Annotated in this window: 19 protein-coding genes; 7 read left to right on the forward strand and 12 right to left on the reverse strand. The window is 64.5% G+C overall.

Annotated elements, in window-relative coordinates:
* Positions 1 to 170 precede the first annotated feature (170 nt).
* Positions 171 to 3,104 carry a TonB-dependent receptor gene (locus LZ586_RS15325; RefSeq protein WP_235077156.1) on the forward strand — a complete coding sequence of 978 codons (2,934 nt, stop codon included), beginning with the start codon at positions 171 to 173 and terminating at the stop codon, positions 3,102 to 3,104.
* A gap of 326 nt (positions 3,105 to 3,430) precedes the next feature.
* Here the strand turns inward: LZ586_RS15325 and LZ586_RS15330 are convergent, their stop codons facing one another.
* The gene (locus LZ586_RS15330; protein ID WP_235077158.1) at positions 3,431 to 3,742 is read right to left on the reverse strand and encodes a helix-turn-helix domain-containing protein; all 312 of its coding nucleotides are present in this window, start codon (positions 3,740 to 3,742) and stop codon (positions 3,431 to 3,433) included.
* Positions 3,743 to 3,856: 114 nt separating this feature from the next.
* Between LZ586_RS15330 and dndB the strand changes: the two genes are divergently transcribed.
* From dndB to LZ586_RS15355, 5 genes are read left to right on the forward strand one after another with little or no spacing between them, the layout of a single operon-like run.
* On the forward strand, positions 3,857 to 4,924 hold the full coding sequence (gene dndB, locus LZ586_RS15335) for a DNA sulfur modification protein DndB (protein WP_235077159.1): 1,068 nt from the start codon (positions 3,857 to 3,859) through the stop codon (positions 4,922 to 4,924).
* A gap of 9 nt (positions 4,925 to 4,933) precedes the next feature.
* Positions 4,934 to 6,427 (forward strand): DNA phosphorothioation system sulfurtransferase DndC, encoded by a 1,494-nt coding sequence (gene dndC, locus LZ586_RS15340; protein ID WP_235077160.1) that lies wholly within the window; start codon positions 4,934 to 4,936, stop codon positions 6,425 to 6,427.
* On the forward strand, positions 6,424 to 8,415 hold the full coding sequence (gene dndD, locus LZ586_RS15345) for a DNA sulfur modification protein DndD (RefSeq protein ID WP_235077162.1): 1,992 nt from the start codon (positions 6,424 to 6,426) through the stop codon (positions 8,413 to 8,415). Before dndC ends, dndD begins: the two co-directional genes overlap by 4 nt.
* Positions 8,396 to 8,767 carry a DNA sulfur modification protein DndE gene (gene dndE, locus LZ586_RS15350; RefSeq protein ID WP_235077163.1) on the forward strand — a complete coding sequence of 124 codons (372 nt, stop codon included), beginning with the start codon at positions 8,396 to 8,398 and terminating at the stop codon, positions 8,765 to 8,767. The genes dndD and dndE overlap by 20 nt, the downstream gene beginning before the upstream one ends.
* Positions 8,764 to 9,936: a cysteine desulfurase family protein gene (locus LZ586_RS15355; RefSeq protein ID WP_235077165.1), complete on the forward strand. Its 1,173-nt coding sequence runs from the start codon at positions 8,764 to 8,766 to the stop codon at positions 9,934 to 9,936. The genes dndE and LZ586_RS15355 overlap by 4 nt, the downstream gene beginning before the upstream one ends.
* Positions 9,937 to 9,959: 23 nt before the next feature.
* Here LZ586_RS15355 and LZ586_RS15360 read toward each other — a convergent pair whose 3' ends face one another.
* The 8 genes from LZ586_RS15360 to LZ586_RS15395 all read right to left on the reverse strand — a co-directional run bounded on the left by LZ586_RS15360 (position 9,960) and on the right by LZ586_RS15395 (position 19,648).
* Entirely contained in the window at positions 9,960 to 11,060 is a 1,101-nt protein-coding gene (locus tag LZ586_RS15360) for a hypothetical protein (RefSeq protein ID WP_235077166.1), read from the reverse strand.
* 163 nt (positions 11,061 to 11,223) lie between these two features.
* Complete coding sequence (locus tag LZ586_RS15365) at positions 11,224 to 12,537, reverse strand: DGQHR domain-containing protein (RefSeq protein ID WP_235077167.1); 1,314 nt, start codon at positions 12,535 to 12,537, stop codon at positions 11,224 to 11,226.
* On the reverse strand, positions 12,534 to 12,971 hold the full coding sequence (locus LZ586_RS15370; protein WP_235077168.1) for a hypothetical protein: 438 nt from the start codon (positions 12,969 to 12,971) through the stop codon (positions 12,534 to 12,536). Before LZ586_RS15370 ends, LZ586_RS15365 begins: the two co-directional genes overlap by 4 nt.
* Before the next feature lie 86 nt (positions 12,972 to 13,057).
* Positions 13,058 to 13,510: a hypothetical protein gene (locus tag LZ586_RS15375; RefSeq protein ID WP_235077170.1), complete on the reverse strand. Its 453-nt coding sequence runs from the start codon at positions 13,508 to 13,510 to the stop codon at positions 13,058 to 13,060.
* Positions 13,507 to 15,450 (reverse strand): hypothetical protein, encoded by a 1,944-nt coding sequence (locus tag LZ586_RS15380; RefSeq protein WP_235077172.1) that lies wholly within the window; start codon positions 15,448 to 15,450, stop codon positions 13,507 to 13,509. The genes LZ586_RS15375 and LZ586_RS15380 overlap by 4 nt, the downstream gene beginning before the upstream one ends.
* A complete protein-coding gene (locus LZ586_RS15385) occupies positions 15,440 to 15,658 on the reverse strand; it encodes a hypothetical protein (protein ID WP_235077174.1) in 219 nt (72 codons plus the stop codon). The genes LZ586_RS15380 and LZ586_RS15385 overlap by 11 nt, the downstream gene beginning before the upstream one ends.
* Positions 15,658 to 17,601 carry a DEAD/DEAH box helicase family protein gene (locus LZ586_RS15390; protein ID WP_235077176.1) on the reverse strand — a complete coding sequence of 648 codons (1,944 nt, stop codon included), beginning with the start codon at positions 17,599 to 17,601 and terminating at the stop codon, positions 15,658 to 15,660. Before LZ586_RS15390 ends, LZ586_RS15385 begins: the two co-directional genes overlap by 1 nt.
* Positions 17,602 to 17,941: 340 nt before the next feature.
* On the reverse strand, positions 17,942 to 19,648 hold the full coding sequence (locus LZ586_RS15395; RefSeq protein ID WP_235077178.1) for a hypothetical protein: 1,707 nt from the start codon (positions 19,646 to 19,648) through the stop codon (positions 17,942 to 17,944).
* Positions 19,649 to 19,959: 311 nt separating this feature from the next.
* On the opposite strand from LZ586_RS15395, the gene LZ586_RS15400 reads away from it, so the two are divergent.
* Positions 19,960 to 20,472: a helix-turn-helix domain-containing protein gene (locus tag LZ586_RS15400; RefSeq protein WP_235077180.1), complete on the forward strand. Its 513-nt coding sequence runs from the start codon at positions 19,960 to 19,962 to the stop codon at positions 20,470 to 20,472.
* A gap of 821 nt (positions 20,473 to 21,293) precedes the next feature.
* On the opposite strand, the gene LZ586_RS18320 is transcribed toward LZ586_RS15400, so the two are convergent.
* The 3 genes from LZ586_RS18320 to LZ586_RS15410 form a co-directional block, all read right to left on the reverse strand.
* Positions 21,294 to 21,422, reverse strand: a complete 129-nt coding sequence (locus LZ586_RS18320) for a hypothetical protein (RefSeq protein ID WP_413777297.1) — start codon at positions 21,420 to 21,422, stop codon at positions 21,294 to 21,296.
* A gap of 17 nt (positions 21,423 to 21,439) precedes the next feature.
* Positions 21,440 to 21,805 (reverse strand): hypothetical protein, encoded by a 366-nt coding sequence (locus LZ586_RS15405; protein WP_235077182.1) that lies wholly within the window; start codon positions 21,803 to 21,805, stop codon positions 21,440 to 21,442.
* 191 nt (positions 21,806 to 21,996) lie between these two features.
* Positions 21,997 to 22,455: a response regulator gene (locus LZ586_RS15410; RefSeq protein ID WP_235077184.1), complete on the reverse strand. Its 459-nt coding sequence runs from the start codon at positions 22,453 to 22,455 to the stop codon at positions 21,997 to 21,999.
* Positions 22,456 to 22,495: the final 40 nt, after the last annotated feature.

Genomic DNA, 22,495 nt, shown 5'->3' on the forward strand with positions numbered 1-22,495 from the left:
CGGGACCGCTCCGTGTCGACAAAGGCGTTGCACTCGGGTCGTCTGCATGCTTCCTCATCTGACTCATGGTGGGGCAGCGGCACAGGGGCGGAGCGTTGGGCGCGGCCGCCGTGTTGGCGGGGTGCTTCGCGCTTTCGTCCCCTGCCTCGGGTCAGATTGCCCCTGGGACGGTGCGCAACCTTGTCATCCCGCACGCACGTCTTGTGGACGCGCTGAACCAGCTCGCGCGGGAGACTCGCGCGGATATTCTCTTCTCTCCATCCGAGATCGGTTCTACCGCCAGTGTCCCGCTACGCGGCCGCATGACCCTCGAGGAGGCTCTCAGTCGGCTGCTCGCGGACACGCCGTTTACTTTTCGGCACACGGAAGGCGGCGCCATCCTGATCGTCCGAGCGGCGGCCGAGCCGCCTGCGATTCCAGAGATCCTCGTGGTCGGCACGAGGACCCAGAACGTAGACATTCCGCGCACCCGGAATGACGTTCAGCCATATCGGGTCGTCGACAGGAGTGAGCTGGCGGCATCACATGCTGGCGCGATCGACGACTTCTTTCGCACGCGTGTGCCCAGCAACGCCCAGGTCCAGACCCCGCTGCAGCAGCCGGCGTTGTTCAACGCCACGCCGCGGTCCGAGATCAGCATACGTGGCACTGGCGAGGGCCTGACCCTCATCCTCGTCGACGGCAGCCGCATGCCGCTGGTTCCCGACGCTAATGGCTACTTCCACCAGCCCGATCTGAATGGATTGCCTGTCGAGGCGGTCGAGCGGATGGAGATTCTGAACCTCACCTCAGGCGGCATCTACGGCACGGGCGCGCTCGGCGGTATCGTGAACGTCGTGATGCGCCACGAGTATGAAGGGGGGGATGCGGCGGTTCAGCGTGGTCTGGCGGAGCAAGGCGCAGGAGGTTCCTTCCGGGCCTACGCACGCGCCGGTCTGAACTGGAGTGCAGGGCGAACGTCCGCCGAACTGTCCATCGGCTTGAACCGGCGGGACGGCCTCCTCGCAGGCGAGCGCAACTATGCCGCGCGAGCCCGGGCCAAGGCGGTAGGCAACAGCCCCGGGACCATTCTGTCTCGCTACTTCGCGTCGGACGGCGTGCGCGTATACAGCGGCTCGGAGCCGCTGACGCTGATGACAGCTGACGGCATTGTGCCTCTCGGGACGAACTCCGTGCTGCTGCCGCGGGGAAGCGAGGGGCTCACTCTGAGCAGCCTCCGAACTTCTCCAGCCGACCAGGCCGCGCTGCCGAGAGATCGGTCGGGTGCAGGTCAGAGCCTGCTGACCGGCACTTCGGCCACATCGCTTCGGTTCAACCTGCGACGACAGCTAGGGGAGGGCGTTCAGGCCTTCGTGGATCTGATTGCATTCGAAGACAGGGGGCGGGCGAAGGCTCCCGAGCGGCAGATCGAGGCACTGCTTGCTGCGGGAAGTCCCCTGAATCGGTTCAGCCAGGACGTGACCGTCTCCTTCACGTCTTCGGATGTGGGCCGTGAGATGGCGACGGATCTTGCTCAGGTGAGATTGACCGGCGGCTTGATCGCCCGTCTTGGAGACAATTGGAGCGCCGTGGCTCATCTGGCGGAGGGATGGACTCGAGTCCGGGAAGAGACCGAGGGAAGGGTCCTGGTCATCAGATGGATCGAGGACGCTCTGGCCGGGTCACCCGGCGGTAGGCCGCCGATCGATCCGCTGGGCGACTGGTCCGAGCTGGTGTCGGGACTGCGGGCTTACGCTGCTCCCTACCTCAGACGGGTGACGCTCCGGAACAGGATGACCGACGTGAGCCTAAGGATGGCCGGTCCGATCCTGGACTTGCCCGGGGGAGCAGCGACGTTCACCGGTCTCCTTCAGCATCGTCGCGAGGATGCGCCTGCTGCGCTTCAGACGTTTGAACGTAATGCTCTGCCGAGAGAGACCTCACGGGTTCAACCCTTCGGGGAGCGCACTCGATCGATATATGGTGAGCTTCGTCTGCCTCTGATCGAAGGTGCTGGCCCGGGGGTTTCGGCAGCCGAATTGCAGCTCGCCTTGCGCCACGATCGGGTGTTTCGTTATCGGGGCGGATCGGATGGTGAGCCTGCGGGGAGCCAGGCCTCAAGGACAGTGCTGCGTCAGCAGGCCCTGGTCTCAACTGTGGGCGCCAGGATCCGACCGTTCTCCGGAGTTATGATCCGCGGAAGTGTCGCCAGCGGCGCTGCTCCCACTCCGATCTCTCAGGTCTCTGTACAACGATATGCCAGCTCAGCTGCTTACCCAGACCTGCTCCGGGGTGGGCGGCTGACCGGCAGCGAGGGGACCTTTGAGTATGCCACAGGAGCCGCTCCTGGGCTGAAGCCCCTGATGTCCAGATCGACCTCGGTTGGGTTCGTGTTGAACGAGGAGGGCGGAGGGCTGCCGCGTTTCTCGGTCGACGTCAGCCAGATACTTCTGTGGCGCAGGCTCGGCGATTCCGGCGGTGGCATCCCGTTCATCCTGGCCAACGAAGGCAGGATGCCTGCACGGGTGGCACGCGCTCCTCTGACTGCAGCTGACGCGGCCGCGGGGCTGCGCGCAGGGGTGATCACCGCAATCGACGGCACAAATCTGGCCACCGGGCGCTCGGAGGTTGCGGCGATCGATGTCGAACTGGATCATCGCCTCCGCTTTGGCGGTGACGAGCTTGGTCTTACGGCGAACGCGACTTGGACGCCCCGCTATAGAACGCGCGGCACGCCGTTGATGCCCTGGCAGCGCGTCAGCACCCTCAGCCTGCGTGCCAATGCGGGGGTGGCGTGGAGCCGTGGTCCAGTGAACATCGGTTTGGCGGCCCAATTCATCGGGCCTTACGACGCCGTGAACTCGTGGGACTTCGACTCTACCAAGGCCTATGCGTCTGCGCTGGACCTCGACGTCGTTCCTGCTCAGGTCTACGTCGACCTGACCGGCGGGATCCGACTTCCGTTCGCGAGAGCCTCGCGATCGGAGCGTCCTCTGGAGCTGCGTTTCGCAGTGCTCAACCTCTTCGATCGAAGATTGCCGCTTGCGCCGAACGACGCTAGCTCCAGTCCTTACGGCGATGTGCGAGGCCGTCGTTTCGACCTGGCTCTTTCCGGGCGCTTCTAGGTCTGCTCAGCTTCAGCCCGTGATTCTCGTTCTGCCTGGAAGCCGCCACGTCCCTAAGCATCCGGTATTAGCCCAACGATCTTGGAAGCCGCCGATCAGCTTGCCCGCATATCATGACGTTCAGCCAGTACTCGGAGCGACTGAAAAGTCCCCCACTTGTTGCTGTTGCCGTAATCGACACGTTGGGTGGAAAGCCGAACGGCCGCTTTGCGGTAGCCGAAGGGCCTTCTCTCCCGTTCGTTCAGGTAAATGGAAAGCTGCTTAAGCGATGTTGTACGTCTGAAGGTGCATAGCTTCCATATCAGCCGTGACAGCAACCACTCACGTCAGTCGGATCTTGGTTTAGCCTGCCGAAGCCGTGCGGAAATGGGGGTAGGTCCGCGGGCTAATCGGGGGATCTTGCGTACTTCGTCTGCGTCGAGCGTGATGCCATTGAGCAAGCTGGACAGGCTAGTGTCGAGTGCAACCGCGATGCGGGCGAGCGTGATCAAACTTGGATTAATCTCGCCGCGCTCCAACTTCCCATAAGTGGCACGGTCGATGTTTACCAAGGCTGCGAACTCCTCCTGCGATCGTCCCGCCTCGACGCGCAGCGCCCGCATACGTTCGCCAAAATCCTTCTGGAACGACAAGGCCATCTGACGACCGTGCACGTCAGACCGCGGATCGTCCACGGTATATATATCCCCGGCTTATTGACATACTCGCTTCGCTCTGCGCATCGTAGGATTGGAATTGATAGAGGCAACTAGATGGCCAACAGCTACAGCTTTGCCGCGATACGAGGAGTCCAGGCGGGAAGAGCCTACTACGTCGCCATGGTGCCGCTTAAGACTGTGGAAAGGCTGTTCCGCTTCGACGAGGCAGAACTTCCGCCGCAACTCCGGGCCCAGCGCGAGTTGAACAAGACGCGGATTCCGGCGATCGCCCGCTACCTGACGCAGAATACGGCAGAGTACGTGCTGTCCGCGCTATCGGCGACCATCGACGGAGCGCTGCGGTTCGAGACTGTGCCCGGCGAGCGCTCGCTTGGCACGCTATTAGTCGACATGACGGCCATCATCGTGATCAATGACGGTCAGCACCGCAGGGCAGGCATCGTCGAGGCACTTCGAGAACGGCCCCATCTTGGCGATGAGACCATCGCCGTGACCTTGTTTCCGGACGAGGGCCTCGCGCGATCGCAGCAGATGTTCGTCGATCTTAATCAACACGGCGTGAAGCCATCGCGGTCACTACGCCTGTTCTACGACGCGCGCGACGAAGCTGCACGCGTTACGCGGGCGGTCGTCGAGGCAGTTCCCATCTTTCGCGACCTCACCGACCTTACGCGGACCAACCTTACGGCTGGGTCGCGCAAGCTGTTCGCGTTCAGCAACCTACACACCGCGACGTCCGTGCTGATCGAGAACGCGGGGCTTGAGGTCACGCACGACAGGCCAGACCAAGCCGTGGACTTCTGGCGCGCGGTCGTAGACGGAATGCCCGAGTGGCGGCTCGCCGGCCGGGGCCAGCTCGCCGCCGCCGAGCTGCGGCGCGACCGGGTTCACGCGCACGGCGTTGCGCTGGAAGCGATCGCGATTGCCGGCGCCCGGGTGATAAACGAACGGCCGGACGGCTGGCGCGAGGCACTTGGCCGCCTAGGTGGCATCGACTGGGACCGGGCGAACGCCGCCCAGTGGGAGGGGCGAGCGCTACTCGGCGGCCGGATCAACCGGTCGCGTACGAGCGTGCTGCTGACGGCGGACGCGATCCACCGCGCGATCACATCCGATGAACGGAGCACGAACGATGCTGACGCCGACCGTCACTTGGACTAGTCTGGCGCCATGAACATGGACGAGCTGAAAATAGGGGACGAGGCAGCCAAGGGGCTGGGCCTGCTGCCGCGGCTTATGGAGGACGTGCGGGAAATATACCTCGAGGACGACCGTCCCTGGGTGGTGGGTTATTCCGGCGGTAAGGATTCGACCACCGCGCTCCAGCTCATTTGGGCATCCCTCATCGCGCTTCCGCCCGAGCGGCGCACTAAGCCGATCTACGTTATCAGCTCCGACACGCTGGTCGAGACGCCTGTCGTGTCACGCTACATCGACCAGACCCTCCACAAGATCACGTCGGCCGCCGCCGAGCAGGGCATGCCTATCGTCGCGCACAAGGTGGTGCCCGAGGTCGACAAGAGCTTCTGGGTGAACATGATCGGACGGGGCTACCCTGCGCCGTCCCGCCGCTTCCGGTGGTGCACAGAGCGACTGAAGATTGAGCCGGCCAACGACTTCATCAAGAGCCGGGTCGCCGAGTTCGGCGAGGTCGTCATGGTGCTCGGCGTGCGCTCGCAAGAATCGGCGACCCGCGCGCAGGTGATGTCGCTCCACCGCATCCCCGGATCGAGGCTGTCCCGCCACTCGTCGCTGCTCAACGCCTTCGTCTACGCGCCGATTGCGGCGTTCTCGACTGATGACGTCTGGACTTACCTGCTGCAGAACCCATCCCCATGGGGCAACGACAACCGCGACCTAGTGGCGATGTACAGGAACGCCGCGTCGGGCGAGTGCCCGCTGGTCGTCGACACGTCCACGCCGTCGTGCGGCAACTCGCGCTTTGGTTGTTGGGTCTGCACCGTCGTCGAGCGTGACAAGGCCATGGAGGCGATGATCGACAGCGGCGAGGAGTGGCTGACCCCGCTGCTTGACTTCCGAGACAAATTGTCGGCGACGCAGGACCCGGCTCGCAAGCGCGACTTTCGCGATTTCCGCCGACGGACAGGGCACATCTCCTTCATCAAGGACACCGACCGGGTCATGCCCGGGCCCTACAAGCTCGAGTTCTGCCGCGAGATCCTGCGCCAGCTTCTCGAGACGCAGGTCCAAGTGGCGCGCGAGGCGCCGATCGGCGAGGCGCCGCTGCTAATCCAGGAGGAGGAGTTGCACGAGATCCGGCGCCTATGGCGGACCGAGCGCGGCGACTGGGCGGACAGCGTGCCCAGGATCGTGCGCGAGACACTCGGCAAGGACCTCGACTGGGTTGCCGAAGATTCGGTCGCGTTCACCTCAGACGATGGCGAGCTGCTGGACTCGATCTGCGCCGAGAACGACGTGCCGACCGAGCTGGTGATGAAGCTCCTCGACATCGAGCGCGCATCGCACGGCCTGAAGCGCCGTCACGCCGTCCACACCCGCATCGAGGATGCATTCCGGCTGGACTGGCGCGATCTCGACGTCATCGTCGACGAGCGCCGTCGCGACCTCGGCATCGATGGCGACACCACGGACGAGGACGAGGCGGAGCTCGGCTTTGACGCGGAAGAGGAGGGTGGACGATGATCCTCCGCAGTATCGAGCTGGAGAACTTCGGACTGTACGCCGGCCGGCAGCGGCTCGATCTCATGCCGACCCGCGACCGGCCCGTCGTCCTGTTTGGCGGGCGCAACGGCGCGGGCAAGACCACGCTGCTCGAGGCGGTGCGCCTCGCGCTCTACGGCCGCCGGGCGCTCGGCGCCCGCGTCGGCCAGTCTGAATATGACGAGCACCTGCGCAACCGCGTGCATGTTGACGCCAACGGACGCGCCAGCGCGGTCGCGTCCGTCGGGCTCGAGTTTGACTACGCCGAGGCTGGCATCGTCCAGCACTACCGCGTGTCCCGCCGGTGGATCGTCCGTGGAGCGAAGGTCGTGGAGACGCTCACGCTAGAGAAGGACGGAGCGCCGGTTGACGCCGTCCCCCGCGAGGAGTGGCACGGCTTCCTGCAGGAGTTGATCCCGCCCGGCGTGTCGCAGCTGTTCTTCTTCGACGGCGAAAAGATCGCCGAGATCGCGCGGGACGATCCCGACGAAGGGCTCGCCGAAGCAGTCCGAGGGCTGCTCGGCATCGAGCTGGTCGGACGTCTGCGCACCGACATCGGGCTGTTCCTCGCCAGGCGGAACCGCAAGGACGACGGCGGCAGCGCCGAGCGCCTCCAGGCGGTCGTGCGGGACAGGGTGGCCCTCCAGAAGCGGATCGGCGACCTGGCCGAGCACGTGGCCGAGCTGAAGACGCGGCACACGTCTCTGGAGCGGGCAGCGAACAACGTGCGGCTGCGCTTCACCGCCGAAGGCGGCGACGCGGCCGACCGGCGCGCCGCTACCGAGGCCGAACGCAACGAGGTGCGCAACCAGATCGCGCAACGCGAGGCCGAGCTGCGGGACCTGGCCAACGGGCTGCTGCCGTTTGCGGCCGCCCCCCGGCTGCTGCGCCGCTTCGCCACCGCGCTGTCGCAGACCGGTGAGACCGGGCGCCGCGAGGAGGCCGAGGCGCTCCGCATGCGCCTTTTGGGATGGCGCATGGCGGGCGAGCCGGCTCGCGAGGCCTCCTGGAAGGACGCGCATTGGCAGGACCTCGACGCTTTCCTCGCGGCCGAGGCGGCCGCCGTGACAGGAACCGCGGGTCACCTCGCCGGTCTGGACGCCGCGGAACGCCGGCGGCTGGCCGCCAAGGTCGCTGACGCGCGGGACGCCGTGCCGGCACGGGTCAGCGTCCTCGTCCGGGACCTGGACGCGCTGCAGCGCCGGATCCGCCCGCTCGAAGCCGAACTCGTCCGCGCCGCTGGAAAGGGCGCGACCGTTGTGCTGGACGAGCTGCTGCTCTCTGAGAAGGACGTCGGCGCCGCCGAAGCCGAGCTCAAGGCCCGCAGCGAGGAGTTGAAGCAGCTCGAATACCAGAAGCTCACGCTGGAGCGCGAGGAGAAACGCCTCGTCAACGCCCAGAACGAGGTCGACGCCGGCGAGCAGAGGGCGGCCATCGCCACGCGCGTGGGCCGCGTGCTACAGCAGTACGAAGAGCGCCTCCTCCACCACAAGTTGGCTCAGCTCCGCACCGAGTTCGTCGAGCGCTTTAACCACCTCGCGCGCAAGGGTGGGTTCGTCGCGGACGTGCGGATCGATCCCACCACCTTCGACGCGACGCTGATCGACCGCTCCGGCACCGAGATTCGCAAGTCCAGCCTGTCCGCCGGCGAGAAGCAGATCTACGCGATCGCAATGCTGTGGGCGCTCGCCCGCACCAGCGGCCGGGCGCTGCCGATGATCATTGACACACCCTTGGCGCGCCTCGACTCCGAGCACCGGGCGACCATCGTCGAGCGCTACTTCGCGGAGGCCAGCCACCAGGTCATTGTGCTGTCGACCGACACGGAGGTCGACGACGAGCTGCTCGAGCGCCTGTCGCCCAACGTGAGCCATTCCTACCGGCTCGACTACGATCCCGAGACGCGGTCGACCACCGCCACCCCAGGCTACTTTGGTCAGGAGGACCAGCGTGCGCTACAACAGGCTTAGGATCTCCGAGGACGCGAACAGCCGGCTGCGCTCGATCCGCCAGCGGACCGGCGTGACGCCGAACCTGCTCATCCGGGTGGCGATCATGATGTCGTTGGAGGAGGGCCCGATCCGCGTCCCTGCGCCTGACGAGAAGGGTCCCGAGTTCAACGCCTACACGCTGACGGGAGACCACACAGCGCTGATCGGCGCGATGTTGCGCCACGTGGAGGAGACGGAGGGCGAGTCGCAGCCCCTTGGCGATGACGAGATGGTCGCGCGCCTGCGCGCCCATATCCACCGCGGCGTCGGCACACTCAGCGTGCGCGCGAAGTCTATAGTCGATTTGGGGCGGCTGGCGGTGTGCGCATGAGCGCAGCGGGTGCGCGGGGCCCCGTCTACCTCGACAACAACGCCACCACTGCGGTCGACCCGCGTGTAGCCGACGCGATGCGACCCTACTTAGAGGAGGTGTTTGGCAACCCGTCGAGCGTCGAGCATGTCCACGGCAACCGCGCCCAACAAGCGGTCGGCACGGCGCGCGCCCAGGTGGCCGCGGCGCTCGGCGCGCGCGACAACGAGATCGTGTTCACCGGAAGCTGCACCGAGGCGGACAACATCGCGATCCTCGGCGCGGCGCGGGCGCGGCCCGAGAAGCGGCACCTAGTGACCAGCGCGGTCGAGCACCCCGCCGTGATCGAGCCGTTCAGGCAGCTGGAGCGCGAGGGCTTCGAGGTCACCGTCATCGGCGTCGATGAGCACGGCCGGGTTGATCCAGCCGCCGTCGCCGAAGCGATAAGGGACGACACCGGCCTGGTTTCAGTCATGGGCGGCAACAACGAGGTCGGCACCCTTCAACCGATCAGCGAGATCGGCGCGGCCTGCGAGGAGCGCGGCGTGCTGTTCCATACCGACCTCGCGCAGGTGATGGCTCACCGTCGGGTCGACGTTATAGCCGAGCACATCCACCTCGCCAGCGTGTCGGGCCACAAGGCCTATGGACCCAAGGGCGTCGGCGCGCTCTACGTCCGATCACGCTCGCCCCGGCCCAAACTCGTGCCGATCACCTTCGGCGGAGGACAGGAGCGCGGCCTCAGACCCGGAACGGTCGCGACGCCGCTCGTCGTTGGCCTCGGCAAGGCGCTCGAGATCGCGACGCGGCAAGGGGCAGCCGACGACGTGCGCCTGCGGGCCATGTGCGATGCGCTGCTTGCCCAGCTGCGCGCTGCCGTCGACGGCGTGCATCGCAACGGCCACCCGACCGAACGTCTTGCGGGCAACCTGTCGCTATCGATCGACGGTGTGGAGCCGCTGGCGCTGATCCACCGCCTGAACGGCGTGGCGAGCTTCTCGGCATCCAGCGCCTGCGCGACTGAGAAGGTGCAGACCAGCCCGGTGCTGATCGCGATGTTCGGAGACACGACCCGCGCGCGCCAGGCCTTTCGCGTTTCGCCCGGCCGCTTCACGGAGGCTGAAGAGATGAGGACGTTCGGGGAGACGCTCGTCGAAGCGGTTGTTGACCTGCGGCGCTATGCGGCCTGAGGTCTTGGCTGCGCCATCCACCCTCAGTCTAGAATAAGCTCCGACCGGTAGAGCCCGCCGATCGTCATGGAGGAGCTACGCTCGTCGCCCTTCACGACGGTCTGGCCCAGCGACTGCGTCCAGTCGGCACCACTTTCGGCCAAGGGCTCGTCGATAGTCGGGCGCTCGCGCAGCTGTAGAAGCACGTCCTGATCGACGCCCTGCCGGATGATTGCGCGCGTCACAGGCTCGCCGTGGATCAATATTGGGCGCGGTAGGTCGAAGAGCCTTTCGCGGCCTCGGAACCGGCCCTCGAACGCTGTGGCATCACGACCCCGGACGGTCGCACCTAGTTCGTCCCTCGCTCGCTGGTCCCGGTCGTCGACGCCTGCTTGGCGCGCCTCGTCGAAGCGCCGGGACTTGGAGCGGACACTGTAGGGAAAGCGGCCCAAGGGAGCCGCCGTCGCCTCGGCGGAGATTTCGAAGCCACTCAGGCGAAGGACCTTAGATACCACGGCACGAGTCACCGCATCATCCGCGGCAAACATCTGGTCCGATCTCACCTCGAACGGATCCTCCGGCTCAGGGTCCACGACGGTAAGCCGGCTGGCAAACTTACCCTCCTGGACGCCGATAGAGAGTCCGCAGACCAGTCGCTGCCCCGTGTAGGCGCGCGGGAATACGATCGAGCGCTTCTGCGCGACGCCACCGGTAGCGAACGGCCATGGATCGCCGAGCTGGTTCTCGGAATAATCCGGGCCCGACTGCGTCCCCTTGCACTCAACGACGTGCCATACGCCCGCCGCATCCCGGCCGACGAAGTCTGGGGTCTTGTTCGGTCCCCGCTTGGCCGTCCGCCGCGCGGTCGCGCCGACATCGGCCGCGAAGCGCTGCATGAAGTAGCGGCCGTCGCATATACGGTCGAACGCGAGCCGCTCGTTCAGCCAGAGCATGGGCACACCCATCCCGAAGTCGTCGCTGAGGATCGTCTTCTGATGGGCGTCCAGGTCGGCGAAGCTTCGCGTCAGACGCAGGTCGTCGTCGCCCGTGACCGCGGCGAGATAGCGCACCCATGCCCAGAATTCGCTTAGCGAGACGCCAGTCGAAGACGTCGGCGTGGTAAGATAGCCGAGCAGCAGCAGCATGCCGGGTACATCGAGATCGTAAGAGGACTGACCATGCGGGAACGTCGCCGGGAAGTCGGGCGGTCCGCGCCGTGGCCACGTGGCGCGCCTCACGTCCACCGCCAGCGTTCGATTCAAGGTCGGATTGCCCTGCCGCGAGACTGCACGTCAGACTCCCATCCCATCATGACGGCAGTCCTAAATCGGCACGCGCGAGCTCAGCCTCGATGGCGCGGCGGATGATGCTACGCCCGGAACCGGAGGCGTTCCGGAACCTGTCGGCGGAGAAGTCGAGGTTCCTGGCTGGCTCGAGGATCTGGTGGAAGTGGGCGACCGAAATAACCTTGCTCCTGTAGGCTTCCAGAGCAAGCCGCCGCAGAATATCTAATAGAGCCTGAACTCCCACCGTCTTCCGAATGAAAGAGTCGAGCGGAGCGACCTTCCAGAAAAGCTCGTCGCACGCCTTCAGGTAGTTGAGGACCATTGTGTAGATGACCACGTCTTGGCCGCTTAGGTAGGCTTCGCGAAGCGGCGAGCGGTCCTTGCGCTTTACCCCCAGCTCAGAGCGAGTCAGTCGCGTCGGCGTCTGCAAGTTGTTCGAGTCCGACTTGGGATTGCTCGTGATCAGGCGGGCGATGCCCTCCACGATCACAGCCGTCGAAACCTTCCATTCGGCTTCGCTCGTAAGTTCTGTCAACTCGTCGTCCTTCTTGGGCGCGATCGAGATGTGCCCCCTCAAAGGCGAGTCGGTGTCGCTCCCCAGCCTTCTGGTGAGGAACACGGCGAGCTTGTCAGGGCTCCAGAATGCAGGCTCCTCGTCGTCGATGTTGTAGCCGAACATCTCATAGGTGAGGCTTTTGCCGACGGGCTTCTGGTTCGAGTTGATCGTCGCGAAGACCTGCGCCTGGAAAGGCTTCGGCAGGTCGAAGTAGATCGCGCAGATCATCTCCATCGACAGTCGGTCGACGACCTTCGCCTTGGCGAACCCGAACAGACGGTGCTGACCATCCACAATCGCCGCGAGCTTGTCAGCCGTCGGTATAACGAGCTCGTAGCAGCCATCTTCGCCCAGCTCGACCCGCCACCGCCTATCAACCTCGGCCGGCGCATGGTCGGGATCTGGGGCATCATCGACGGCAGGATCCCCGTCCGCAAGCGCGGCGGCATCCTCTGCCGCCTGATCCTCGGGTTCGTCTTCGCTGAAGCCATCTGAGGGCCGGGCGTTCGCCGCGAGAATGATCGAGTTAGGAAACGCGGTATCGTCACGGTCGATATAGGCGCCGATCTCCCGCAGCCGCTTCTCCTGGAACTCGCGCTGAATCCCGTCGAGCAGATAGGGGGACGTCGGATCCCCTGTGTGCTCCGCCCGCAGCCGGTCGGTGAAGCAGACGTCTAGCAGGAGGGCAGCTGGAAGAGCCGCTACCCAGCAGTCTGCGAGCTCTTGGCGCACATGCAGCGCCTTGACGCGATGAGGGAAGGTGAATGTGGGCGCGGTCATGCCTGGAACTCCGTCAGGTCGCCACCGAGCGGCCGACCGGTGTCCTCGCCGCCAGTTGCTGCGTTCGGCGGCTCGTCGTCATACAGGTCCACGTTGTCAGCGTTCGCGACCCACCAGAACCACAGAGAAAACAGCGAGCACAGCGTGCCGATCGCCAAGACGGTGCGATCCGCCAGACCGCGATCGAAGATCAGCCAGAAGCCAACCACCGCAAAGACCAGCAGCGAGAGAAACGAGACTGCCCGGGCCTGCTTCTGGAATCTGCCAATCTGTACCTGCAGGCATGTCGAGCCAATCAAGGCTGGAAAGAACGTGGCGACGGCCGTCCTGACCGACGTGAGGTCGCCCTGATTGGTGGAACGAGCGTAATTGATGAGCTCGACCCACAGGCCGAGCCCGCCGATCAGCACGATGCTGGCCACGAAGTAGATCACGAAGGTGACGTGCGCGAACGGAACCCTTGTCCGCCTCGCAAGGTCCGAACGGAAATCCGACCACCCTCTAGTTGGAGCCGCCGGCATCAGTCCTGGCCTCCCCACAGTTCCGCATACTTCACAAGAAGGTCCTCCACGTTCGCGGGCGGCAACATCGCATCCTCCAACTTGGCGAACCCGCCCACGGCATACCGGTTCAGTATCTCGACGCCGGACTCGCTCAACCCCGTCGTCCGGGAAGGATCAAGCAGCAGGATCATCTCGCGCTCGACGCTCGCCTTGTCGTCCACGTTGATCCGGTTGCGATCGAGCTCGGCGTCGATCAGCAGCCCGGCGAGGAAGTCGGCTTGGGCCTTGAAGTCCTCCGGATAGTGGTCGATGAAGTACTCGTCCTCGAGCTCTTCCTTCGCACCTAGAGTCCGCTCCCGCAGGCCGATGAGCGCACAGAGATACCAGCTATCGAACATCAGGTACTTTGGCGTGCGCTCGGTCACGGTCTTAAAGAACGGCCGCGCTTTGCCGGGCAGTGTGAAGTTCATGCTGCCCTCTCCCCGGGCTCGGTCGCGTGGAAGCGGCGGAACTCGTCGAGCCCCTCGCGCATCTGCGACTCCTCCCCCTGGTCCTGCCAGATCGTCACGTAGCGAACGTCTTCGCGCGGATAGAAGGCGTCGGCGAACCCGTCCTTCTCGCTCGAGATCACGAACATGATCATCTGCTCGAATAGCGTCGGGATCACGTCCCCGACCTCGCGCCGGACGCGGGTGTCGAGCGACACGGCCGGGCTGTCGACGATGAAGGGCAGCCGGTACGGCGCCGCGCCCAGAAGCGACGTGATGAACGCGTAGGCGACTGAGAGGCTCTGCCCCTCGCTGACGCCACCCTTGCTCGCGACGCCCTGCGAGGCGAGCTCGAGCGACGAGCCGATCCGCGCGACGCGCAGCGGCTCCCCCTTAATCAGTCGCGTCAGCTTCTCGTTTGTCGCGACGCGCACGCTTTCGCGCAGATTGTCGAGCGCCCGGGCGGCGACCGTGTCGATGAGCGCGGAGATGCGGTCGGCGGCGCCGGTGAACTTCACCGTCTGCGTAGCGGCGGCGAGGCGCCGCTTGGCAAGGTCGACCTCGGCCTGGCACAACGGGATGTTGTTGCGCGCGCCCAGCTTCTCCAGGATCTGCGTCAGCTTGTCGGACGTGTTCAGCTGGGAGATCTCGGCATCCAGAGTCTCAAGCCTGAGCTCGTTCTGGCGCTGCTCCAGGACCAGGCGCTTCAGCTCGTCGTCGCCGGACGCGATCTGCTCCTGCTGGAGCTGCTCGAGCTGCTGGTAAACCGACCTGCGCTCGCGTAGCTTCGCCTTGAGCTCGCCAGCGCTGTCGGCGAACTCCCCGCCCGTCGCCTCACTCTCGCGCACGTTACGCTTCATGCGGTTGATGATCGTGATCTGGTCCTCGGCCAGATACTTCTTGGCACCGGCGACAATCGCGGCGCTCTCGGTCTCACCGATCTCGCGGTCGCACACGCAGTGGGTGGCATGCGCCAGCTCGTGGAAGAACTCCTGCGAGATGGTCTTCGGTAGCTGTAGCGTCGTCAGACGCTGACCCAGTCCGCGGAGGCGGGCGAGCAGCAGCGGACTGACCTTGGCCGGCGAGCGGACGGCCGCGAGACTGTCGGCGGACAGCACGGCGATGCGGATCGTGAGCGTCGACAGCTCGCCGTCCAGCCTCGACTTGCGCGCGGCGAACTTCTCGTCCTGCGCGGTGCGGTCGGCGATCCGGCCCCCGATCTCCTCCTGGCGCGCGACCAGCTTGGACCTCTCGGCTCGGTGCGACTTGAGCTTTGCCTTCAGCGCGGCCAGCGAAGCCTCCGCGTCGGCCAGCACGTTCGCCAGCCGGGTTACGCCCTTCTGCTCCTTCGCGCTCGTCAGCGCGGCGGCGCTCTCCTGCTCCTTTGTCACCAGCTTGGCGATCTCGGACTTCAGGGTGTCGAGCTGGTCGAGTCGGTAGAGCGTCCGGATAGCGCGCGTGGTGCGATCCTTGCCCTCCGACCTGATGTCCTTGGCGAACTCGCCGTCGAACACGAATAGCTTGGTGAACTCGGGCGTGAGCAGCCGGCGCAGAAGTGGCGGCAGCTTCCATCCCTCCTCGCTGCCCCCGCCCTGAAGCTGCGCGCGTGTCGTCGTGTAGCTCGCGCGGCGCCCGACGAAGTCGAGGTGCAGCTCCACGCGGTATGGCTTATCGTCGATAGCGAGGCGTAGTTCGAAAAGGCCTTCCTCCGCATCATCGTCGGCGCGGAGCGCGGCGACCTCGTCAGGCGTGAGGTCCGCGCCGGTCAGCGCGGCGCGCATCAGCGTCATGGTCGTCGTCTTGCCGGTGCCGTTCGGCATCTGAACGAGCGTCCATCGCTGTCCCTCGTCAAGCGCGACCGATACGTTGCGTATGCCACCGCGAATGTTTTCGTAGCGCCAGCCGACAACCCTAAGCTCCATCGGACCGCCCTCCGTCTAGGCTGACCGCAAGCTCGATCACCGATCTGACGTCGGTCGGATCGTAGTTGTCGGCAAGGCAGTTCTCCACAAGCGCCCGCACGCGCCCGAACAGAGCGGCGTCGCCGCCGTCCGCCGCCGTCAGCACCTCGTCCAGGGCGGCTAAGATGCCGGGGTCGAGGCCGTCTGTCCTGCCGCCGCCGTTTTCCATCACTCCTCCCTCCGCACGGCGCCCAGCGCCCTGAACCAGTCCCGCCGGCCGATGTCGGCCGACGCCTCGCCACCCACGTCGTCGTGCGCGACGTCGTCGGTCCTGATGAAGTCGACCACCAGCGCGCGCTTTCCGGGATCGGCCGGATCGACGCGAAGGCACCGCCCTAGCCGCTGGACCGTCTCGAGCTGAGCCTTCGCAGAGGCGAAGAGCACGATGGTGCCGACCGACCGGATGTCGATGCCTTCGGAGATCCGGTGGCAGGTGATCAGGCAGTCAAGATCGCCGCGCGCGAACCTCCCCAGGTTTGCCCGGTCGTCGTCTGCGTAGTAGGTGTGAAAGTCGATCCCAGTCGACATGAGGATGTCCTGCACCAGCAGGCCGTACTCAGCGGTCTCGACGAAAATCAGGCTGCGGTGGAGAATTTCAGGCCTCTCCGCGACTAGGTCGGCAAATGGCGGCAGCTTCTCTTTCGACAGCTTCCTGATCCGCGCGATCTCCTGGTAGAGGCTCTCGATCGGCGGCGCGTCCGCCACTCGGGCGCGGGCATGATATCGTTTGATCGCCTGACGGACGGCCGCCTTATCGTCGAGCGAGAACTCGTATTCCAGATCGAGGTAGTCGAACTCGCACAAGATCCCGCGCCGAATGGCTTTCTCCAAGCCGAACTCGAAGATCACCGGCCCGATCTCGCGCTCGACGAAGTCGTTGCCATTTTGATCGTACTCGCGCTCGGGCGTTGCGCTGAGGCCAAGTCGCCACCCAAACGGCTCGATGCGCCCTGGCAGGTTCTCGACCATCGAAGGGGCCCCCATGCCGTGGACCTCGTCGCACACGATCAGGCCATCGCGCACCAGCCGTGGCGCAAGCCGGGGAAGGACCGAGGCGAGGTTAAAGCGTGACGTGAGCAGCACGGCGTCCTCGGGATCGTTGAGGTAGGCCTGTGCCTCGTGGTGGCGCTCGTAGGCGCGGTAGACCGGCCGCGATCCGCTGCCGAGAATCCCGTACCACTGGTCGAGCAGGTCGGTGCCTGCGGCAGCAATGACCGAAGTCCGGACCGCGTCGCGCTCGAACAGCTCGTCCATGATGCTGATCGCGGTCCGTGTCTTGCCAGTGCCCGTCGCCATTTCCAGCACGCCGCGGCGCTCCTCGAGGAAGCGCGCGAGCGCTTCCTTCTGGTGACGCCACCGCGGATCCTCGCGCGGACGTTCCGGCGGACTATATGGTCGCGGCGCACGGTCGCGGAACTGGATTAGGTTGCGCCGGATCGCCTCCGGCATACCGAACGTCCGCACGTTCGGATCGGCATTCTCCCAGAGCAGCTCGAAGCGGCGGCGCTCCGCCGCTACGCGCTGCCCCTCGCGCTCGTCGATCCAAGAGTAGAAGACGCTGACAGACTCGTAGTTACGGAAGGCCTTCGCGCTGTCATTCGGCGAGCCATGGAAGGCGATGCCATCGCCTGCCCGGTCCGTGAAGATGCCGAACTTGTCGTGGAAGTCGCCGTCCAGCGCGTTCGCGGGCGAGGCGACCTTGAACTCGAGCAGCCCGTCCGCAACCATCCAGGAAATCGCGGAGAGCGTGTCAGTCTCAAGTGCGGCCTCCAGCTCGTCGAGGCTTCGTTGGAGAGTCGCTCGCAACGTCTCGTCGCGGATTGCGTCGCTGCCCTCGGCCAGTGCCGCGACGTCGCCTGGCTCCAGCATAGGGCTCGCGATGATCCTCGCAACCCCGCCGTTTTCGGCGAGTCCGCGAAGTCCGGCGGCCGCCATCCGCATCCACGCCGAGGTGAAGAAGCCGACGCCGCGGTCGTACGACACCGAGCGCGCCAGCGCCGGCACGTAGAGCCGCGCCATGAGCTGATCGGTCGACGTGTCCAACTTGGGATCGGTCGGCAGCGAGCGCAGCCCGGCCGTATCCTTCCCTGATCCTAAATCAACCCCTGCCATCCATCCCCCGGCCCCGTCACGCCGGGATGACGAAACTGCAACGCCGGAGAGCGGTTGGCAACCGCCGACATCCACTCTTGCGGGACTCTTGCTGTCATCGCGAGGCTAGCTGCTTGCCCCCTTAGCGCTAAAAGCGGCCGAAGGGATGAGCGAACGGCGGAAACTTGGAGGCTGTAATGGTGCTCCGAAAGACTGGAAGTGGGTCGAGATGGTCGTCTGTTAGACCACTTCGACGCTGGTCAGGTCGCCTACGGAAACGGATGCCGTAGCGAGCACACGGCAACAACTCTGACCGAAACCGTCGACGAACCCCGCCGATCGATGCGTTCACGCGGTCCGATCACACCGGCTTCCACTCGAAGAGAGCATCGAGCTTGAGTTTGGAAAGCACGCCGGGCGCGCCGCAGAAGGCGCCGGGCACACCCTCTCCGCAGAAGCGCACATTATCCTCGCCGAAGATCTCGCGTGCGCTGGCGACGGCAGGCTGCCGAGCAAGCACGGCCGGGTCGATGCCGCCGGGGCCAGCAAGTGGCGGCAGGGCGTGGTCAAAGCCCACGACGGTGCATCTCACCGGTGTCCCTCCAGCGGTTCGACGACGGCGCGCGGCGAAGAAGGCGCGGTAGGCCACGTCATCCGGCGGGAGGGAGTAGCCCATCAGGATGATGTGGTCCGCCTGCATGACGATGGCACGCAGGTCACGCTGGATCTCGTCGATGAACGACGGCGGCGTTTGCTTGAAGGAACTCTGCATCACGGTCTGAGCGTGTTCCGTGGTCGTAATGGTGTGGCAGTGCAGACAGGCCCTCGCGTCGACCACCCCCTTGCTCCACAGGTCGCTCTCCTTCTCACGTTTGTCACGATCCACAGGGTCGAGAGCCGCCAAGTCCGGGTAAGCCGATCGCCGGTCGAAGCAACGAAGGGGCGGGGGCGGCAGGAGGGACGGCGATCGGAGGCTCCATTCGTCTCCGTGGTATGCCGACAGCTTGCCGCAGTCCGGGCACTCGCGCCAGCAGAGGCATCCGTGTGGAAAGAGGAACTTGCTCAATCTGATCCGCTCCGACCCTGCGGCGTCGATCTCATTGATCCGCTGCGCCGACGCCTCGTTCATCGGATACCAGAGGTCCGGACGCCCTGCCGGTTCAATTCGCCGCGAGGGGATGAAGTGGCCCATGTCGTGGTAAAGCTGGATACGTCGTGACGCACCATCGACTTTCCCGACGTCCGGTGCTCCATTCAGTCTCCGGTTCGCGACAAATTGAGTCCAGAGGGCGATGGGATCGTAGTTGAGGCTAACGAAGGCGATATCGCCGCGGATGAACTCGGCACGGTCCAGACGACCGGAGAAAGACGGCTCTGATTGATACATCCTCCGACCCAGCCACTCGGCGAACCGTTCGTAGGTCTCCAGCGGGCGACAGCGGTCGCGCACGCAGTTCTGCCAGTCGATGTAGAACATCGCGTGCAGGATCATCCTGAGCGCGGCCTTCGCCCCCATGAGACGACGCGCGTCCAAGAACGCACCTTGCTCGGTACGGAAGCCATGACCAAGAGGGGCATGCATGTCGAGCATGTTGAAGAGGTCGTTGATCTTCAGATCGCCGACCGCGGCGCCCGGGCAGACCCGGAGCACGTCCTGCAGCGCCAGCCAGTCGTAGGCGAGCCGTAGTTCTCGCACACGTGCCCGCAACTCGTCGCCGCTGGCGCCCGCCCGCCAGTTCCTCCCCATCGCGGCAAGCTGCTTGCCCGTGGGGTCGTGGAGGGCTGCGGAAGCGGTACCGTCACCCAGAATGGTGAGCAGATCGACCAGAAGCTTGCGCTGCGGCGCGTTGGCACCTGGGCCGAGCGCGACTTCCACCCGTTTCGCTAGGCTGGCCGGCGAGAGGTCCGCTACCCCCGCCAGTGTCAGGATGAAGACGCTCTGCTTCGCCGTCACGCGCATGCCCAGATTGGCCGTTGCACCGGCTCCCCAGAACACCACCGTCGACGGCTTCCCCATTGCCACTCCCAAAAGATCGCGCTCCCCCTGTACGGGGATCGCGGAATGCATAGCTCCTTATGCGATCGCTCGGAAAGGGTGGCGCGCTCACCTACGACGGCCCCGTGGCGCACGTCGTTCTAGCGAAGGAGCGATGCAATGGTTTCAGCTGATCAAGCGTCCGATCTCGGGAAGCGCCGCAGCACAGGTGAACGGCCGAGAATGGGTCTTGCGACTGGTACGCCGTTAGACGACGGGCCGTCCCGGCTGTGGCCCGCGGTACTGGGTAGCTCCTGACCGTTCCTCGGCGCGCATGCAACTTCCCCCGAAGAACGCAGATCTTCCCATCAGGAACATGCTGCTGGCTTTATCGTTTTAGGTTCATGCTGACCACCTTCGCGACCTTCTGCCTTGCCCTGCTTCGCGAATTAAGGGGCGAGCGCGGTCGACACCAAGCTGAAGTCGCCGAATGGCTCGGGGTAACCCCAAGCGCGTGGACTAAGGTTGAAATGGGAAGTTCGCCGCTCAAGCTGAGTTCATTCGTTCGGGTATGCGCTGGTTTTGAGGTGCATCCGTCGGTGGTCATGGCGGCAGCCGATCGCCACGTCGAGTTGTTCCGCGCGGAAGGATGGAAGGTTTTGACAGCGGAATTGGCTGCGAACGAGGATGAGCTTCTGCAACTTGCTCTTGAATATTGGGCATCAGCGGGTAGTCGTGCACCTAAGACAAACTATTTCGGGTCGCCATCGGTGATTCAAGGGCCGCTGCGAGACTTTAAAGGCGAGATCCTGCTGGCGCCTGTGTTTCGTTTTGCCATCGACCCCTCGTCCCGCGAGCGGTTGAAAATTCCTGGGCTAGGTCTGTCTTTCACACCGCAGGATGACAAAGGATCTTGAGTAGTACGAACTTCCAAGCTGCTTCCCAGTCTACGACGTGATTGTTGGCACCGGGCCGGTCGCTTTTCGTGCCGCCACGCCGTTCTAGATGCAGCTGAACGGGCGGTTGCTTTTGGGCAACGGCTTAGAGGCGCTCAGTGGCGGCTTGTGGGGCCAAGGTGCCTGTGCGAGTAGCAATCTCCCGTTCGATAGCTTCCATAGCATCGTTGATACGGTCCAACGCTCGAGCCCCGCTAGGACTAATGCTTGGGCCGAACGCCTCCGCGCATTTTTGATAGGTTTCGCCAAGGCGCTTGCGCTCGGCATCCAGAATAATGAGGGCGCGTTCGTTCAAAGGGGGAAGGCTCATATCGTTCTCTTCAGGCTGGAAACCCACTCCTGATGGAATTAGCGAACTCACCAACGTAAAACCACACGTAAGTGCGCGTAGTCACTCGGCAATGATTACCATTGCAGAAACAAGTTTGCCACAAACCAGAAATTAAGCGGCTACGCTCATGATGTCGGCGTTCGACGGAAAGCGGTCTTTTCACAGGAAATTACGAACGGTCGCGAAGTCTCAAACAGCGTCATCGAGCTTCAGATGAGCAACCGCGATCACGTGGCGCAAGCCAGATGAACGAGTGGCAGAAGGTGGGGATACGAGAGGAGGCCGTGAATGACCGCATGTGGGTCCTTGCGGCCGCTTAGCTGCCGGTCGGCTTCCGCCCATAAACGGGACACTCAGGTGGGCAATCGGTGTGCCCTGAAGCAGCCACTAGTTCAGCCCATCATTTCCCGTTTCTCCGTCTCTGAGGGGCGTTGATGGCGAGCCGCACCGATTAGTATCTGGTGAATCGCTCGCGCATGACGCGTTCCTCGAGACGGATCCTCGCTAAGAGCGGCACGAGGTAGATTGCCATTCCCACGATGAGCGTGACGAAGGCGTGAAGGGTCGTCGCGAACCCCACGAGTTCAGGAAGTATGTTCAGGTAGTAGTTGGGGTGCCGAACGGCCCGAATAATGGGTGAAGGACGAGGGTGTGATCACGAGCGACGAGCAGCTTTACCGTCCACAGCCGGCCGAGGAGGCGAGCAACGACGAAGAGCATGACGGCGCCGAAGAGATAAACCGCCAGCCCCAGGGCGGAGATGGCATCGAAGTGCGTCTTTCGAACGATGCCTTCGACAGAAGCGGCGAGATAGAACGCGACGTGCACGGCTGCCAGGATCTTGGAATTGAGGGCTCCATGTTCGACCGCACCATCTCGGCGCAGCGTGATTTCGTTGCGCATGGATTTCGCGAGCATCGCGAACCGATAGGCCACCGCGAGTATGATGAAGCCGTAGATCATGGGGTCGCCTCAACTGGGATGAGCAGCCGTTCTAGCCGGCAATCCGATGTCCCGACATCATACTCCGGTAGCGCCTGGCGCATTCCGTGGTGATCTTGAGCTTGGTCCGTCGGCAGGGCCTGTTCTGCGGGCGTGATGTTCGCTGAAGTCGCACACCTACCTCGCTCTAGGCAGGCCCGCGCGGGTCGCTTTCAGAGATTCACTGGTTCAGCCGTGCCTGGATGTACGGCGAGCTTCGACAGCTGGTCGATGAGCTCACCGGATTCGAAGGGCTTGATCAGCAAGCGGCTTACACCCGCCGCCTTCGCACGTTGCTCGACCTCAGGTGAGGGGAATGCCGTGATGAGGATGATCGGCGTCGCCTGCGCCTGGATTTCCTCAGCCAGCTTCAACCCGCTCTTACCAGGCATTTGGACGTCGCTGATGATGCAGGTGACCTCGTCGAGACGTTGCGCGCGCAGAAAGCTGTCGGCGCTGGCGAAGAGCGCCGCTCGGTAGCCTAGGCTGCCGAGCAGGCCTTCCAATGCGGCCCGAACGTCTTCGTCGTCATCGACGACCGCGATGAGGGGGGAACCGGCTCGATCTTCTGTTCTTGCTGACACGAACTCTAAGTCTCCAGCTGACACGTCACGCTCGACGAGGCGTCGCATCTAGGCAGTTCCCGAAGGTGCTCGCCCGGATCGATGCGAC

It is taken from the genome of Sphingomonas sp. S2-65 (genome assembly GCF_021513175.1).
Taxonomy (GTDB): Bacteria; Pseudomonadota; Alphaproteobacteria; order Sphingomonadales; family Sphingomonadaceae; genus Sphingomonas.